Source organism: Bacillus sp. FSL K6-2944, from assembly GCF_038005385.1.
In the GTDB taxonomy this organism is placed as follows: Bacteria; Bacillota; Bacilli; order Bacillales; family Bacillaceae_G; genus Bacillus_A; species Bacillus_A cereus.
Map to the genome: position 1 here is coordinate 536,614 of NZ_JBBOTE010000002.1, position 16,428 is coordinate 553,041.

Below are 16,428 nucleotides of genomic sequence, written 5' to 3' on the forward strand. Positions count from 1 at the left end.
TATTTTATAAAGAAACGGGGTGACAGTATGAGCTCTTTTACATTTAACAATATACGTAAGGATTTTATTCAAATAGAAAAGGGATGGAAAAAACCAGCGTGGGCGCCGTTAAAACGGAAATTTCTAAGTGTTCCAGGTTATCCAGGTGCAAGATTATTAACGACAGAAACTGAAATGCGAGTTTTACCTGTTCCGGTGGGAATTATTGTTCCTGATGGATCTGACTTAGAAACATTAAAAGAAGAAATAGCAGGGTGGTTAATTACAGAAAAACCTGTTGAATTAGTCTTTGATGTAGCACCCGATAGGACATACCTGGCGGTTATTGATGAAGATTTTGATCCTGAGGATTTTGTTACTTTAGGTAAAGGTACTTTGAATTTCGTTTGTCCCATGCCATATAAGTTAGGACCTACTAAAACAGTAGAATTTGAAATGGATGGGCGTGGGCTAGTGGCGAATATTCAAAACAAAGGTAGTGTAGAATCTAATCCAATTATAGAAGTTGACGTGACGAATCCTTCCACATTTCTTGATGTATGGAATGGAGACAATTATTTTCGTATCGGATGGCCGGTTAGCGTAAATCAGATACCTGTCGAAAGAAATCAGCGGGTAATGTGGGATGAAATGTCTACAACTGTAGGCTGGACGGATGTTCCGAATGCAGAAGATATGGTTGGGGGCGGGGCTTTTAAAGTAGATGCAGGTTCACGTTTAGTTCCAGTTTATTTAGGTGAAACAAACATAAAGGGTTGGCATGGTTGCATAGCCAAAAAGAACATCCCACAAGGACCATTACAGGATTTTATTATGCAGGCGTATGTTGGGATAAGAAGCTCGCATCCCGATCAAATGGGGCGTGTCGAAATAGGTTTATTGGATGAAAACAGCGACTATGTAGCTCGTATTTCTATGAATGATGTTCATTGGCAAGCAGAACAGAATACAGGGTTCGCTAAGCTTGGTAACAAAAAGAAACCAAACAGCGAGCGAGTGCTTATAAATGAACCTGGAGATCATCCTACTACATGGAATCAATATCGTGGTCGATTATGGTTAGCGCGTACCGGCAATAGGTGGGAAGCTTATATTTCTAAGTTTTTATGGAATACCGAAAAGGATGATTCAGAGCGCTTTGTCGTGTGGGAAGATGAAAACAATATGAATATGGACAAAGTGGCACAAGTTCAAATAAGCATCAGTCAATTTTCGGATAACATGTTTTGTACAGACATGAGCATCGATGACTTAAAAATTTGGAAAGTCAATATGAATACCCAAGATAATCCGCCTTATATTTTTGATATTGGTGATAAAGTAGTTATTGATACCGAGCGAAGCCTTGTATCAATCAATGGTAAAAAAGCTATAAACTTAAAAGATATATTCAGCGATTATCCCGTTATTCAAAAAGGAAAGAACAAACTTGAGATTATGCCTTCTGATGTAGGAATAGCCAAAATAACGTATAGGGAGCGATTTAGATGAGAACACCAAGCGGAACATTACATGTTGTTGATTTTAAAACGAATCAAATCGTTTCTAATATACAAACAAAAGATTATTGGGATGATAAACGACATTGGGAAATTAAGAACAACATAGATACATTAGAATTTAAAGTGTTTGATAATACGGAACATGCAGCTACACTCATGCAGCAAAATTTGGTATTAAAAGAAGTACGTGACGGGCGTATCGTTCCGTATGTTATTACTGAAACCGAAAAGGATTCTAATGATAGATCAGTCATTGCTTATGCATCTGGTGAATGGATTCAACTTGCGAAAGCTGGCATTATTACTCCACAGAAGGTGGAAGGTAAAACAGTAAATGAGTTTATTGATATGGCTCTTGTAGGTACGAAGTGGAAAAGAGGAAGAACAGAATACGCTGGTTTCCACACAATGACAATTGATGAATTTATAAGTCCGTTGAAATTACTAAAAGATATTGCTTCTCTATTTGAATTAGAAATCCAATATCGTGCTGAAGTAGTTGGTTCTCAAATTGTCAGTCGCTATGTGGACATGGTAAAGAAACGCGGTCAAGAAACAGGGAAAGAAGTAACACTTGGCAAAGATTTAGTGGGAATTAAACGTGTTGAGAACTCACAAAACATTTGTACAGCATTACTTGGTTTCTCCAAAAAAGAAGGAGAAGGGTTTATTACAATCACCGACATAAATGACGGTATTCCTTATCTTGTGGACAGTGATGCTTTCCAACGATGGAACGAACGTGGTCAACATAAATTTGGCTTTTATACACCAGAAACAGAAGGCGATATAACACCGAAACGTTTAATGACTCTTATGAAGACAGAATTAGCCAAACGGATAAATTCCTCTATTTCTTACGATGTTCAAGCGCAAAGTATAGGTCGTGTATTCGGACTAGCTCACGAGCTGATTAATGAAGGAGATACAATTCGAATTAAAGATACTGGATTTACTCCTAAACTTTATTTAGAAGCTCGTGCAATTGCTGGCGATGAATCATTTACAGACCCTTCACAAGATAAATATGTGTTTGGTGACTATCGTGAAATTACCGATCCAAACGAAGAAATGCGAAAACTATACAATAGAGTACTTGCTTCTTTAGGTAATAAAGCCAATAAAGAATTATTAGAACAACTAGAAAAATTAGCAGAAGAAGCAAAAGGGACAGCCGAACAAGCTCAAAGAGAATCTGAATCCGCTAAGAAACTTGCTGAAAAGGTCCAGGAAAATCTAAAAAATAATACGGTAAATATTATTGAAGCTAAAAATCCACCGACCGATAATCTTATAGTAGGTAAAACATTATGGCGAGATATTAGCAATGGTAAACCTGGTATTTTAAAAGTGTGGAACGGTAAAGATTGGGAGCTCCTTATTCCTGATGTGGAAGCAATTAAGAAAGATACGTTGGAGCAGGTGACAAAAGAGATTAATGCTAGTGCAGAAAAGCTAGATGCTAGGGTTAAAGAAGCTGAAACGAAAGCGGACAATCTACAAAAAGACTTCGATGCTGTTAAAGGGGAACAAGAAAGAGTCAGTCAGGTAACTAAGACGCTTGAAGAAAGTGACAAGGGAACAAAAGAGACAATCAAAAGTTTACAAGGTACTCAAGAAAGCATGAGCCGAACGATTGTTGAAACTTCAAAAGGTGTCGAAGGATTAAAAAATACTGTATCTGATATCAAAAAAGATCAAAGTGGGATTACCGATCGCGTAGTAAAGACAGAACAAAATATTAACGGTATATCCAGTTCAATTGAGCAAATCAACAAAACGTCATCGCAAACAATCCAAAAGTTAAATCAAGTGGAACAAGATGCAAATGGAACAAAGCAAACCATCGAAAGAATCGAAAAGAATGTAAATAACCTTGATGGTGATGTTATCAACCTTGTAAGAGGAACTAAGACGTTAACAACTAACGAAGAGTTATCTTTAAAAGGTGGGCGCCTATCTGTTATCAAAGACACGTACAATGGAAATGCTATCGCGCAAACAGATACAGAATGGCAAGGTATAGCCGTTAAACCCAGTGAATTAATTAAACGAGGAAAAATAAAAATTGGTGACACAGTAACATTTTCTGTAACAGCTAGAATGATAGGTGGAGAATCTACACAAGTATTCTTTCCTAACAGTACTGGTAGAACAACAGTTAATGGAGAATGGAAAAGGGTTTCGGTAACAATTCCAGTCGGCTCTGATGCCACTGATCCAAATGTTGTATATAGATTCGAAGCTGAATCAATACCTAAAGGTACTTTATACCAACAAACTTCACCTATGCTATCGCTAACTAAAAAAGTTTATCCGTGGAGACCTGCACCTGAAGACCAGGCAGATAGTAACGAATTTATCAAAGTTACAACTGAAATTAAAACAGAAGCTGGGAAAATCTCGACAAAGTTAGAACAGGTTGAGGCTCGTACTGTAGGCGTTGAAAACTGGCTAATCCATACAGGTCCAAACGAAAAGCCGCAAACAATTGGAATGTCTGGAGGCGCACAAGTCAACAAGGCTGGTCAAGCGTTCTCTGAGGATTACATAATCGTAGAATGTACAGATCATACCGACTCTTTCTATCAATTCCATTTAGATAATGCTAAAATGGGAGACTTTGAAAAAGCGAAAGATATGACATTCAGTATCGATATGCAAAACGACGTTCCAATTGATCTAATTGTATTCCAATTTATTAATGGAGTGTGGACAGAAAACTTGTACAATAGATTCCCTGTCGCTAATTGGTCTAGGAGATCATTTACATTCAAGATTGATGCACGAGCAACTGGATGGGGATTACGATTAAGATTTGAAAGAAATGAAAATTCAAAGGGTAAGAAATTTCGTTTTAAGAAAGCTAAACTAGAAAAAGGTTCTGTTCCAACAGACTTCAGCAAGTCAACATATGAGTTAGAGCAAAGTGTGAATGGAATTAAAGAAAGTATTAAAACGGTAGAAAAAACACAAACTTCTTTTGATGAACGTGTTAACACTGTAGAAAAGAATGCAGAAGGAACCACTGCAAGTGTTAAGAAATTACAGGAAACACAAACTGCGCAAGGAAAGACGATTAGTGAGGCTACTTCAAAGATAGAACAACATAGTAAAGCATTGGAATTGCAATTAAAAATGAAAGATGTTGAAGATTACGTTGGTGGAATTGGTAACCAAACGGTTTTACGCAATGTCTTGTGGAAGAACGACACGAAATATTGGCAGTTAACTTCAAACGCAGCAAGAGATACACAAGTCACTTATAAGGGGTGCAATTCACTTAGTGTTATTACTACAGGTAATGCGAGCAATTTGTATAAAGGAGCATCGCACGACTACATAAACGCTGGGCCTGGATGGAATTATGTTTTCTCTGCTTACTTTTATACAGATAACAAAGCTAGTATAGATGCCGGAGCTGCTATCGAGCTCCAATGTTACGATGTAAACAATAAAATGATTAAAAGTTACTTGCAAGAAATAACTATTTCACAAGGAACGTGGATTCGTACACATGTGGCAGGGCTATTAATCGAAGGCACAAAAAAAGTTAAAGTGCTGTTTTGGGTTCGTAAAAATGGTCGTCTATGGATGGCACAACCCATGCTACAAATTGGTGATAAACCTTCTTCGTTTATGGAGAATCCTGTTGATATTGTAGATAAAGATAAAATTATGGAAGAATTGGCCGATAAGATAGCAACTAAAGATTACGATAAAAAAGTAACCGAATTAGAAAGAAGTATTAGTGCTACTGAAAAAGGCGTTTCAATTATCTCTGGAAAACAAGAAACGTTTATAAATGAGACTTATAATGCCTATGTAAAGAAAACGGAATCTAAGTTAGAAGTGTTAGATGAAGGGATTTTAGCGCAGATTTTAAAGGACGGCATTGTCACTGCGATCAATATGTCCCCTGGGCAAATTACAATTAATGCTGCAAAACTGGATATTAATGCCGATACAATGGTGAAATGGTTAACCGCAAAGGGTATTGATACGAATCTTATCAAAGTTAATGGCGATAAAATTACCATCGATAAAAACGGCGTTACTATTAAAATGTTAGACTTCCTTTTTGAAGATGAATGGGGAACGAAAACAACCGTTATGCCAAAACGAAATTTAATAGCCGATCATGATTTTTCTAGTGTTCCAAAATTGAACATAGGTAACCCCAATTATCAGGGGTTTGGTGCTGGATATGGTCTACCTTGGAAAGTACAAGGAAATGGTGTAGTGATAGAAAATAACACTTTTATATTTAACTATGAACAAATGGTAAATGCAGTCCGTGTCGACACGTATAATTATCCAGAAACAAAGGTTCAAAACGGGATTCATCCAGGGAACTCTTATACATTGTCAGCACATTATAGAACTGCACAGATTAACGGTGTGCGTACAACTGCAAAACCACGATTGCAGGTATGCTTTGTTACGCCATTGGATGAAGTGAGTTATAAAATTTGGCACGAAATATATAAAGATTTTCCAGAGCCATCTACATTTTATGGTGAAATTAGAAGGTATAATTTTACGTTTACCGTTCCTAACAATTACAATCCACAAGAACATATGATTGTAATTAAAGTTACAGCTGCAAATGCGCAAGTTTCTGCGGGTAGAGCTGTTTGTGTTTCAGGGATAACATTGGTTAGTGGTAACTATGCTTGCATGTATAATTGGGATCGTGCGGCATCAGAAAGGGCCGATGGTCTTCAACCGTTTAATAGAATTGCTATAGGCAGCGTAAATAACAACATAGGTCCAGCTGCTCATGGGCAGACCTTTGATATAAGTACTGAAAAGGATGTATTCGTAAATCAACCTATTCTAACGCAGGGAATAAATTTAGGGCGTAATAAAATGGGCCAAGCTGGATCCATTCGTTTCTTTGATGGTGGTCAAGGCTATGGGTTTTATTTTATGGGAATGGGAGGACAATGGTACAAGCTACCTAACGTTTAGGAGGAAAATATATGGATGATTACAAAGATTTACAAGGTTATCCCTTGCAAGCGGGGCAAGGTGCTCCGTTTGCTGGTAGGTTAGTAGATTCAGAAAGAAACGAAAACGGAGTATTTGTGCGAATTCCTTTTGATATGCTAAACAATGCCGGTTTATATGGTGCTAATAAAGTAGAGGTGTGGGGGGAAACGGATGGCACGATATATTTCCGTATTGCAACAAGATGCGAAATATGTAAACGTGGCGCGCGTTTGTATGAATTAGAAACGAATTTTGGGAAAAAGAAACTTTGTTTAGAGTGTTATACATCACTTACAGGGAATGATCCATCTCAAGAACCGCCAACACCAACTAATGAAAATAACACACAAACAGAGCAGGAGCAGCAATAGCTGGTCTTTTTTATTTTGAAAAGGAGGAAAGAATGTGGATCGTATTGATGTACTATTAAAAACTTTTATTGCCACTTTTGGTGGCTTCTGTGGGTATTTTTTGGGAGGATGGGATGCAACATTGAAAATCTTATTGACGATGGCAGTTATTGATTATTTAACTGGCATGATTGCAGCAGGATATAACGGAGAATTAAAAAGTAAAGTTGGTTTCAAAGGCATCGCCAAAAAGGTGGTGCTTTTTCTTTTGGTCGGAGCGGCCGCTCAACTAGATTCAGCACTGGGAAGTAACAGCGCAATTCGTGAAGCGACTATTTTCTTCTTCATGGGTAATGAGTTACTTTCACTTTTAGAAAACGCTGGTCGTATGGGAATCCCCTTACCTTCAGCATTAACAAATGCAGTTGAAGTTTTGGGTGGAAAACAAAAACAAGAAGAGAAAAAGGGAGATGTTCAATAATGGAAATTAGAAAAAAATTAGTTGACCCAAGTAAATATGGTACAAAGTGTCCGTATACAATGAATCCAGAATTCATTACAGTCCACAATACGTACAACGACGCTACAGCAGAAAATGAAGTATCTTATATGATTCGCAATGATAATCAAGTATCGTTTCATATCGCGGTAGATGATAAGGAGGCTGTACAAGGAATTCCTTTAGAGCGTAACGCCTGGCATACTGGCGACGGTAACGGGAATGGTAATCGTAAATCTATTGGGGTTGAAATTTGCTACTCTTTAAGCGGTGGAGATAGATATTATAAAGCGGAAGACAATGCAGCTATCGTTGTAGCTCAACTAATGAAACAGTACAATATTCCAATTCATAAAGTTCGTACACACCAATCATGGAGTGGGAAGTACTGTCCTCATCGTATGTTGGCAGAGGGGCGTTGGAATAACTTTATTGAAAGGGTTCAACATGCATATAATGGAGGTAGTAGTCTAATTAACTTAACGCCTACTCCATCTTTCAGTGGTGAAACAGGTATTGCATATATTGGAGGAAATAGCGTTAATCTTCGTAAAGGTCCAGGCACTGGATACGGGATTATTCGTCAATTAGGTAAAGGAGAATCTTACCAAGTATGGGGTGAGTCAAACGGTTGGTTAAACCTTGGTGGCGATCAATGGATTTATAATGATCCATCATACATTCGTTATACAGGAGGAAAAGTACCAGCATCTTCTAAACCTTTAAATGATGGCGTTGGTGTAGTGACTATTACAACTGATGTATTACGTGTTCGTAAAGGTCCAGGAACTAACTATGGCATCGTGAAAAATGTGTATCAAGGTGAAAAATATCAAACGTGGGGATATAGAGACGGTTGGTATAATGTTGGAGGCGACCAATGGGTTTCTGGTGAATATGTGAAGTTTGAAAAATAAAACATATTACTGTACAAAAGAATAGTTTTATCAAAAAATAAATATCAATTAATTTTTTAATGCTAGTACTCATATATTGACTGTTGTATTGGTAACGGGTAATCTAAAAATACACCATTTCTTATTTCATATTTATGGTAAGTATCCGTAAATTAACCTGAAAAATCCCTTTTTGCAATTATATGCAGAAGGGGATTTTTATTTTTATGAAATTTAAAATTTACTTTTAGATAATGCCTTTAATATCGGATTTATAACTCTACTTATTAAACGGAATCCCCTAAATATAGACGGAATAACCTTCAATGATTGTCCCCCCTTAAATTAATTAGATTATACCCTTTTAAAGATATTTCTGTAAATAATACATACCCACCCGAATGTATATAATATTCAGTTAATTATTTAGAAAATAGAAACGGAAATATGTTAATCCTTTTTTGTAATTTTCTGTTATCATTAAATAAAGATATATAAAGGAGGAGGGATTTTATGTTTACTTCTACTAGGAGCGAGAAGATTACACAACTATTGAATGAGTGGTATACAGAAATCAGATCAAGAAACATTGATAATGCACACCGCATGAAAGAACAGATTGATAGCATGATTCAACAGTTAAAAAATGAAGAAAAGGAATCATTACAAGATCAAAAATTACTACTTTACTATTCCCTATTAGATTTTAGGTACAATTATTTGATAGATAATTTAGGTGTATCTAAAGATAGTTTTGATACAATTGAATCATTTGATATGCCTACTGATAACTTCCTAACATATTATTATCATTTCTTTAAAGCAATTCATGCTGATGCAATCGGAAATCATATTTTGGCAAAAGATCATTATTATAAAGCAGAATCTTTACTTCAATATATCCCTGACGAACTAGAAAAAGCTGAATTCTACTATAAATTAGGGTATTCCTACTATGACAACCAACAATCTCTTCAAGCTATCAAAGAAGTAACGAAAGCAAAAGATATGTTTTTAAAACATGAAGGTTATGAAGCGAACGTGGCATTTTGTGATAATATGCTAGGGTTATCTTGTATAAATCTAAAAGAATGGTCGCTAGCTGAAGAACACTTTGCAGCTGCAATGGATCGCTTCCAAAAAATCGGGGAAGAGAAATTTATTATTATGGCTCGACATAATTTAGGGTGGATGTATTCTAATCAAAATCTATCTACGTTAGCTCTTCGTTATCTTTCGGAAGTTGTTGAAAAATCGCCAAATCATTATAAGGCTATATATGTCAAAGCAAAAGAACATTACAAATTAAAAGAATACGAAAGCGCTACTGAGCTTATTGAAAAAGGGTATGCAATTTGTAATGATTTACAAATTGAGGGATACCAACATCATTTCGCAATTTTAAAAGCGTTGAATGACAATGCTTCTGCCGAAGAATTAGAAGAGATTGTTCTTAAAGGAATTTCTTATTTTAAAAGAGAAGAATTATATGAGTACCTTCAGGAATATGAGGAAAAGCTAGCAATCAAGTTCTATGAAGAAAATCAACATACTAAAGCAAGTCAATATTTTTATGCAAGCTCACAATCAAGACAAAAATCTTTTGATAAGGGGGCGTTAAAATGAAGAAAATAACGATTAGGGTACTAGGGATTATGGCAGCGTTTATGCTAGTAATTGGTATATACAGTCCTACCGAGAAAGATCACAGTCATGTTCATACATTAATGGAACATGGCGATGGTGGTGGTTGATTTTATATTTCTCAATAAACACCACAACTAAATATGATAAAATAACAATGGAACAGATTTTCCTGATACATTTTTCAAGTCAGATGATGTTATTAAAATTAAAGTGGTTTTCAAGTCGAAGAAGGGCACTCATTACGAGTGCCTTTTCTTTTTAGTAATTTATTCATCTTCTTCGTCTTCAAAAGCACGTAAGCTATTAAGCAATTCTGTAAAAGAGGAGCAAACAGGGTAAATTGCTTCTTCCATCTCTTCTTCCTCGTGGTCCCAAAATACAACGGTTGGAGCTTCGGGATTATTTCGGTAATCAAAGCATAGAAGGTTACCAAACGGGTCTCTAGCAAAAGGGTATACTTTATCAACTAATCTATCTTTTATACCTTCATAGTTTTGGACAATCGAATATTTATCTTCTATATGAAGAGGTAACTACTCAGCCACCTTTCGGTGTCTTTTTTAAATTTTACTAGTTTCATATGCCTCCCATTTGTAAATACTGAGTATATCAAACAGGGGAGGTGAATCTTATGGTCGATCGAAAAATTATTTTAGATACATATAAAAAAGGACCTGAAGCTGTTATTTCTTTATTTGAAGAAACATTTTCTAAGTTAGAAAAACGTATACAAGAACTAGAAAATGCTTCAAAAAAAAACTCCAAAAATAGTCATAAGCCACCTTCTACAGATGGTTTGGGTAAGCCCGTTACAAAAAGTTTGCGCAAACCGTCTCATCGTCAAACGGGTGGCCAGTTGGGCCACAAGGGACATACTCTTGGTTTGACAGCGACTCCAGATCATACGATTACACATTCTCCTACATATTGTACTTGTTGTCATACTTCCTTGAACCACGAGCCTGTAAAAGGGTATCGCATTCGCCAAGTGTATGACTTACCACCTATTCAGATCGAAGTGACAGAACATAAAGTAGAACAGAAAGAATGCCCACATTGCCATTCTATCCAAGAAGCCCAATTTCCTTCGACAGTATCTCGTCCTGTTCAATATGGTCCAAATATAAAAAGACTGATTCCCTATTTAACGCATTATCAATGCATTTCTTTGAAGCGAACAAAAGAATTCTTTCAGGATTGTTTTGGACATTCTATAAGCGAAGGAACCCTGGTAAATCATACACAGGCTTTCGCTTCTCAATTGCAGCCATTCATAAAAGAAGTAAAGGAAAAGATTCTGCAGTCTCCTGTTGTCCATTTTGATGAAACTGGTATGCGTGTAGAAAACAAAACACAATGGTTACATACTGCCAGTACACCGGAGGTGACATTGCAACATATTCATCAAAAACGTGGAAAAGAAGCAATGGATGCTGGAGAAATCTTGCCATCTTTTTCTGGAATTGCGATGCATGATGGTTGGAAATCGTATGATGCGTATACAGATTGTCGTCACGTTTTATGTAATGCCCATCTCTTACGAGATTTACAAGGAATTATAGATAGTACTGGAGAACAATGGGCACAACAGATGCAGAAATTTCTAACGCAAGCGTTGACGATGAAAAAGCAATCCGAAGGTACCATGCCAAAAGCGACGCAAAAGAATCTGTTTATTATGTATCAATCCATATTGAAAGAACAACAGATTCTTTCCACGAAACAAAAGAAGAAAGGAAAGCAGACGCCTTCTCAAAATTTATGGAATCGCTTCGTCAAGTATTCTGACAGAATTCTAGCGTTTTTAGAACATCCAGCCATTCCATTTGATAACAATCAAGCAGAACGGGATATTCGGATGACGAAAGTAAAACAGAAAGTGTCTGGGACTTTCCGAAGTAAGAAAGGCGCAGAATCTTTTTGTCAGATACGAAGCTTTATGAGTACCATGAAAAAACAAAAACAATCGGTCTTACAAGCGATAAACCAAGTCATAGAAACTAGAACGGTTCCTTGGAATAACACGACTTCATAAGAGAATTTCTCTATTTGGCATAGATTCTTTCTCTGATTGGAGTATTTTCTTTTCATGTTTTCGAATCGGAAACATGTATTTGGCCTGTTTTTTTATTTGAAGAAGCTGAGTAGTTACATGAAGAGTTAAGAGGTCACTGAATACATTTTCATCTTGTTCTGGTACATCAAATACTTTTGGGTTAGGGTATCCCCCGTCATATTTCTTCACGCACGCAACAAAATCGTTGGGTAATTTAATATTAAAATATTGTTCTACCTTTTGGATTTCTTCGTCTGTAACTGGTGTTTTACTCATAAAGGACCATGTAATATTGTTCATTTTTGCCACTCCTTATTTATCGCTATCTTTTCCCAAAATTCTATACCCACCTGTATGGCCAGTATCGTGATGTATCTGATAATCTACAAGTTGCATTCTACCAGTATCTTGATGGTGATGCCACGTGTAATGCTTTGGTGTTTCACCTTGTTTAAACATTTGAATTTCTTCTTTCGTAAATTTTGAAGCTAAATCAGGGTCTTTTATTATTTGTTCGTATAATGCTTTACTACATTTTCTAAAATGTGTTGGTCTAGATTTTTTGAAGTCTGCCTCTTTGAGGATTACCTCACCCTTAGATTTAAAAATAGGGAACCCATCTGCATCATACGGAATACCTGTAACAGGATGTTTGTCTCCTGCCAACTCACCTTTTCTTAATCTTATTGTCTTAGGGCCATTTGGACCTTCATAAGTATATGGAGCTGCTTTCTGCAAATACTGTTGGATACTTCCAACTCCTGCATATGAGAAAGGAGTTCCAGGTATGAATTCATAGTTATTTAATATATGCAATGCATTTCTGTATGCAGAGGAGTTTGTTAGAAGTGATCTCCCTTTTGTAAGACTTGTAACAGATGCTACTTTTCCTACTTGTCCAACCTTATCCAGACCTTTGCTACCAATAAAACCAGTGAGTAGTGAGATAATATGAAGCGACCTCCTAGATTATCAAGTCAGGGATTTTAACCCATAATAATGAATGAAAACATTATGAATGGGGTTATACCCTATGATAATAGGAGGCCACTATGGAAAATATAATCTATATTGGGATGGATGTCCACAAGGAAAGTTTTAGCTTATGTGCACTACACGGAACAACTGGGGAAATTGTAAGAGAAGCACGATGTGCTTCAAATGTATCTCTCGTAAAAAAATTCGTTGAGAAACTGAAAACAAAATATGGTGAAGATATAAAAATTAAAGCTGGATATGAGGCTGGTTGTTTAGGGTATTCACTTCATAATCTTCTTGAACAAAATGGAATTGATTGTGATATTTTAGCTCCCACAACAATGTACAGTTCATCAAAAAATAAAATGGTTAAAAATGATAAATTCGATGCCAAAATGATTGCTCTTAATTTAGCAAATGGCACCTATAAAGAAGTATATGTTCCAGAAGAAGAGGATGTTGCCGTGAAAGAGTATATCCGCATGTTAGGTGATTTTAAAACATCTTTGAAAAAAATAAAACAACAGATAAAAGCATTCCTTTTAAGGCATGGCTATGTGTATGAAGGGAAATCAAGCTGGACAATCGCTTATATGAAATGGTTAAAGAATCTTGATCTACAAGGATTATTCAAAGAAACGTTAGGCGAATACCTATTACAGTATGATGTTCTAGTCGATAAAATTGAGCGGTTCAGTCTGAGATTAGAAGAATTATCTCATCGTGAAAGGTACGAAGAACCAATCGCAAATTTAAGATGCTTAAAAGGTATAGATACAACATCGGCAATGACTGTTCATGTGGAAATTGCAGACTTCACTCGTTTTCCCACGGCTAAAGCATTTATGGCTTATGTAGGATTGACACCAAGCGAAAGCTCAAGTGGAGAAAAAATCAGTCGACGTTCGATTACAAAACAAGGAAATTCGACCGTTAGGTCTACTCTTGTAGAATGTGCAAATGCGTTGGTAAAAGGAACAATCGGATTAAAATCGAAGCGAGTGAAAGCAAGACAAAAAGGGCAACGAAGCGAAGTGATTGCTTATGCGGATCAGGCTGTAGAAAGGTTACAAAGAAAATATTATCGCATGATATATCAAGGGAAACCTAGAAATGTTGCCGTTACAGCTATCGCAAGAGAACTGGGGTGTTTTATATGGGGATTAGAAACAGGTAAAATTCACCGAAAATAAAGAGGGAAGGATATGAAGTTGATTGATTCATTCATAGTTAGAAACCAAAGGTATCAATTGATGGCATAGATGAGCTTCAGAGATAGTGAATTACAGGTCTGGCTATCTATGACTCACCTCTTCTGGCATGGCTGAAATTCTGATAAACAAGCTATTTATTAGAATTTGAAAAGGTGTGATCCACGCAGTGAGATTATAAGAGCCTAACGACGAACCATTAACCTGAGGTAACCAATCCACGAATAACAGAGTGGTTAACTGTCGATAGATCTTATTTCTGAAGCTTTTGTATGCCATCAAGAAAAATATTATGGGTGAAAAACTATTGACAAAGGTCACTTCATAACAGGTGAGAGTATGGCTGTCATTACAAAAATAGAAGTACAAAAACGATCGAAAGAACGATTTAATATTTATATTGATAAAGGTCAAGGCGAAGAGTACGGATTTAGTGTGGATCAAGTAATCTTAATAAAACATGGATTACAAAAGGGCTTAGAAATTGATGAAATCGAGTTAGGGAATATTTTGTACAATGAAGAAGTACAAAAAGCATATTTACAAGCAATCTCCTATTTATCCTATCAAATGAGAACAAAACAAGAAATAGAAGATTTTTTACGAAAAAAAGAAGTGGGACAGGCCATCATCTCTGAAGTCGTTTCGAAATTATTACATGACCGATATATTAATGATAAAGAGTATGCTGTTTTATATACGCGAACGCAAAGTAATGTGAATCGAAAAGGTCCAACTGTTATTAAAAGAGAGTTATTAAATAAAGGTGTTCAGGATTTAATTATTACACATAGTTTACAAGAATATCCGAAGGAAAAGCAAATTGAGAATGCCTTGTTTCTCATAGAGAAGAAGAAAAAATCTTATCAAAAACATTCTTTTTTACAAATGAAACTAAAGTTAGATGAGATGCTTGTTCGAAAAGGATATTCTAGAGAAGTAATTCAAATTTGTTTGGAAGAATTGAAAGACGAAAAAGATGACGAAAAGCAACAAGAAGCGTTACACTATCATGGGAATAAATATTATGAGAAATATAAGAAGCATGATGGATGGACATTTGAAAACAAGATGAAACAAGCGTTATATCGAAAAGGATTCTCTATTGATGAAATCGAGATATTTTTGCAAATGAAACGCGAAGAGGAATGAGGAGAATAAGATGAATATGCCAAAACGCTACAGTGAAATGACACCGCATGAGCTAAGGGAAGAAATTGGCGCTTTGAAGGAGCAAGCAGTAAAAGCTGAGCAGCTTGGGATTGTCAATGAATTTGATGTATTAATGAGAAAAATGGCAATGGCTCGTGCTTATATGACGGATATAAACAAGTTCCATATTGGTGAAACATATGAATTAGTAGAAGAACCTGGTGTATTATTTAAAATTACGTATTTCAATGGGGTATTTGCTTGGGGATATAAGCAAAATGATAATGAAGAGATTGGCATACCAATTTCCTTATTGCAAGAAAAATAAAAACCAGAGAGCACATATCTCTCTGGTTTTCATCTTTGGTAGGCGTTAAAGGAGATAGGAGATTCTAAAATTGGCGTTTTTTACATTCATTTGCCAATATAATGAGAGACTGGGTTTGTTGCGTCTGTCCGTTAACTTGCGCTTTCGCATGTTTTGGACGAGTCCACGTATGGTTAAATAATTCAGAACGACTATCTAAGCGATCACGGTAGCTCATCTTTATCACCTCGTGTAGGAAGTTAATTTAATTTGTACTACTCTTCCTGCTGATTTGCAGCACGCATACGTTCTTGTGGGTGCGTGTTAATTGTGCCGTTAGGTCGTTTCGAAGCGAAGCGTGATTTCGCTTTCGGTTGACCGTCGATTTTGCTGTTGTTTTTTGACTCAGACCAAAATTCGGCTTGTTTACCCATTGCGAACGCCCTCCTCATTATCGGTTGATACCTTTTTAAGAAGTATCAATTATAGAATGTGCAAAATTGAAGAAACTATCCTTTAGAAATGAAGGGATAAATAGGTAAAAGGAGATTATAATATGAATGATATTTATGAAACATTAACGAAAGAATTATTAGACAAGAATGACAAGCTTTCTTACGCACAAGCTCGTGCGTGGGTTGAGTTACTATGGGAAGATTTTCAAACAACTTATGCAAAATCAGGTCGTTATCAAGGCGATGAAATGACGGAACAAGTGGTACGATCATGGATTAATAATCATGGTGTACGCCTTCATGAAATGCGGACAAATAATCCGAAGTATAGTCATTTAATTAATCAAGAAGATCATTTGAAACATTAAAAAAAGCGACTT

The 16,428-nt window shown here is 36.1% G+C and carries 14 protein-coding genes and 3 pseudogenes; 12 read left to right on the plus strand and 5 right to left on the minus strand.

The features are described 5' to 3' along the window. The first annotated feature begins 27 nt into the window (after window positions 1-27). The 7 genes from MHH55_RS23825 to MHH55_RS23855 all read left to right on the plus strand — a co-directional run bounded on the left by MHH55_RS23825 (window position 28) and on the right by MHH55_RS23855 (window position 9,996). The gene (locus MHH55_RS23825; RefSeq protein ID WP_078187552.1) at window positions 28-1,491 is read left to right on the plus strand and encodes a distal tail protein Dit; all 1,464 of its coding nucleotides are present in this window, start codon (window positions 28-30) and stop codon (window positions 1,489-1,491) included. Next, window positions 1,488-6,476 (plus strand): phage tail spike protein, encoded by a 4,989-nt coding sequence (locus tag MHH55_RS23830; protein WP_078187551.1) that lies wholly within the window; start codon window positions 1,488-1,490, stop codon window positions 6,474-6,476. Before MHH55_RS23825 ends, MHH55_RS23830 begins: the two co-directional genes overlap by 4 nt. Window positions 6,477-6,487: 11 nt before the next feature. Next, window positions 6,488-6,868, plus strand: coding sequence for a hypothetical protein (locus MHH55_RS23835; RefSeq protein WP_016099117.1), 381 nt, complete (start codon window positions 6,488-6,490; stop codon window positions 6,866-6,868). 34 nt (window positions 6,869-6,902) lie between these two features. Beyond that, the gene (locus MHH55_RS23840; protein ID WP_016099116.1) at window positions 6,903-7,328 is read left to right on the plus strand and encodes a phage holin family protein; all 426 of its coding nucleotides are present in this window, start codon (window positions 6,903-6,905) and stop codon (window positions 7,326-7,328) included. After that, entirely contained in the window at window positions 7,328-8,263 is a 936-nt protein-coding gene (locus tag MHH55_RS23845; RefSeq protein ID WP_078187550.1) for an N-acetylmuramoyl-L-alanine amidase, read from the plus strand. The genes MHH55_RS23840 and MHH55_RS23845 overlap by 1 nt, the downstream gene beginning before the upstream one ends. Before the next feature lie 492 nt (window positions 8,264-8,755). Next, a complete protein-coding gene (locus MHH55_RS23850; RefSeq protein ID WP_078187549.1) occupies window positions 8,756-9,868 on the plus strand; it encodes a response regulator aspartate phosphatase in 1,113 nt (370 codons plus the stop codon). Then, window positions 9,865-9,996: a hypothetical protein gene (locus MHH55_RS23855; protein ID WP_255850262.1), complete on the plus strand. Its 132-nt coding sequence runs from the start codon at window positions 9,865-9,867 to the stop codon at window positions 9,994-9,996. Before MHH55_RS23850 ends, MHH55_RS23855 begins: the two co-directional genes overlap by 4 nt. A gap of 159 nt (window positions 9,997-10,155) precedes the next feature. Here MHH55_RS23855 and MHH55_RS23860 read toward each other — a convergent pair. Beyond that, window positions 10,156-10,422 (minus strand): annotated as a pseudogene (locus tag MHH55_RS23860) (SMI1/KNR4 family protein); the annotation flags it as partial. A 98-nt stretch (window positions 10,423-10,520) separates the two neighbouring features. Between MHH55_RS23860 and tnpC the strand changes: the two are divergent. Beyond that, window positions 10,521-11,924, plus strand: a complete 1,404-nt coding sequence (gene tnpC, locus MHH55_RS23865) for an IS66 family transposase (protein WP_100910632.1) — start codon at window positions 10,521-10,523, stop codon at window positions 11,922-11,924. A gap of 90 nt (window positions 11,925-12,014) precedes the next feature. Here tnpC and MHH55_RS23870 read toward each other — a convergent pair. Continuing rightward, window positions 12,015-12,245 (minus strand): annotated as a pseudogene (locus MHH55_RS23870) (SMI1/KNR4 family protein); the annotation flags it as partial. 12 nt (window positions 12,246-12,257) lie between these two features. Continuing rightward, a pseudogene (locus MHH55_RS23875) lies at window positions 12,258-12,896 on the minus strand (HNH endonuclease); the annotation flags it as partial. 101 nt (window positions 12,897-12,997) lie between these two features. Here MHH55_RS23875 and MHH55_RS23880 point away from each other — a divergent pair. The 3 genes from MHH55_RS23880 (at window position 12,998) to MHH55_RS23890 (ending at window position 15,614) form a co-directional block, all read left to right on the plus strand. Beyond that, complete coding sequence (locus tag MHH55_RS23880) at window positions 12,998-14,116, plus strand: IS110 family transposase (protein ID WP_340880263.1); 1,119 nt, start codon at window positions 12,998-13,000, stop codon at window positions 14,114-14,116. 357 nt (window positions 14,117-14,473) lie between these two features. Continuing rightward, window positions 14,474-15,286, plus strand: a complete 813-nt coding sequence (recX, locus tag MHH55_RS23885; protein ID WP_000268502.1) for a recombination regulator RecX — start codon at window positions 14,474-14,476, stop codon at window positions 15,284-15,286. Window positions 15,287-15,296: 10 nt separating this feature from the next. Continuing rightward, window positions 15,297-15,614 (plus strand): YfhH family protein, encoded by a 318-nt coding sequence (locus tag MHH55_RS23890; protein ID WP_001057020.1) that lies wholly within the window; start codon window positions 15,297-15,299, stop codon window positions 15,612-15,614. Between the two features lie 64 nt (window positions 15,615-15,678). On the opposite strand, the gene MHH55_RS23895 is transcribed toward MHH55_RS23890, so the two are convergent. Both MHH55_RS23895 and MHH55_RS23900 read right to left on the minus strand, forming a co-directional pair. Continuing rightward, window positions 15,679-15,831, minus strand: coding sequence for a YpzG family protein (locus tag MHH55_RS23895; RefSeq protein WP_000122093.1), 153 nt, complete (start codon window positions 15,829-15,831; stop codon window positions 15,679-15,681). A gap of 37 nt (window positions 15,832-15,868) precedes the next feature. Next, window positions 15,869-16,027, minus strand: a complete 159-nt coding sequence (locus MHH55_RS23900) for a small, acid-soluble spore protein K (protein ID WP_000517891.1) — start codon at window positions 16,025-16,027, stop codon at window positions 15,869-15,871. Between the two features lie 122 nt (window positions 16,028-16,149). Between MHH55_RS23900 and MHH55_RS23905 the strand changes: the two genes are divergently transcribed. Continuing rightward, window positions 16,150-16,416, plus strand: coding sequence for a YfhJ family protein (locus tag MHH55_RS23905; RefSeq protein WP_000998166.1), 267 nt, complete (start codon window positions 16,150-16,152; stop codon window positions 16,414-16,416). Window positions 16,417-16,428 lie beyond the last annotated feature (12 nt).

Coding starts and splice junctions, on each gene's coding strand:
- MHH55_RS23890 (WP_001057020.1), top strand. CDS start 15,297: ATGAATATGCCAAAACGCTACAGTGAAATGACACCGCATGAGCTAAGG.
- MHH55_RS23850 (WP_078187549.1), top strand. CDS start 8,756: ATGTTTACTTCTACTAGGAGCGAGAAGATTACACAACTATTGAATGAG.
- MHH55_RS23855 (WP_255850262.1), top strand. CDS start 9,865: ATGAAGAAAATAACGATTAGGGTACTAGGGATTATGGCAGCGTTTATG.
- MHH55_RS23845 (WP_078187550.1), top strand. CDS start 7,328: ATGGAAATTAGAAAAAAATTAGTTGACCCAAGTAAATATGGTACAAAG.
- recX (WP_000268502.1), top strand. CDS start 14,474: ATGGCTGTCATTACAAAAATAGAAGTACAAAAACGATCGAAAGAACGA.
- MHH55_RS23835 (WP_016099117.1), top strand. CDS start 6,488: ATGGATGATTACAAAGATTTACAAGGTTATCCCTTGCAAGCGGGGCAA.
- MHH55_RS23895 (WP_000122093.1), bottom strand. CDS start 15,831: ATGAGCTACCGTGATCGCTTAGATAGTCGTTCTGAATTATTTAACCAT.
- MHH55_RS23880 (WP_340880263.1), top strand. CDS start 12,998: ATGGAAAATATAATCTATATTGGGATGGATGTCCACAAGGAAAGTTTT.
- MHH55_RS23825 (WP_078187552.1), top strand. CDS start 28: ATGAGCTCTTTTACATTTAACAATATACGTAAGGATTTTATTCAAATA.
- MHH55_RS23905 (WP_000998166.1), top strand. CDS start 16,150: ATGAATGATATTTATGAAACATTAACGAAAGAATTATTAGACAAGAAT.
- MHH55_RS23830 (WP_078187551.1), top strand. CDS start 1,488: ATGAGAACACCAAGCGGAACATTACATGTTGTTGATTTTAAAACGAAT.
- tnpC (WP_100910632.1), top strand. CDS start 10,521: ATGGTCGATCGAAAAATTATTTTAGATACATATAAAAAAGGACCTGAA.
- MHH55_RS23900 (WP_000517891.1), bottom strand. CDS start 16,027: ATGGGTAAACAAGCCGAATTTTGGTCTGAGTCAAAAAACAACAGCAAA.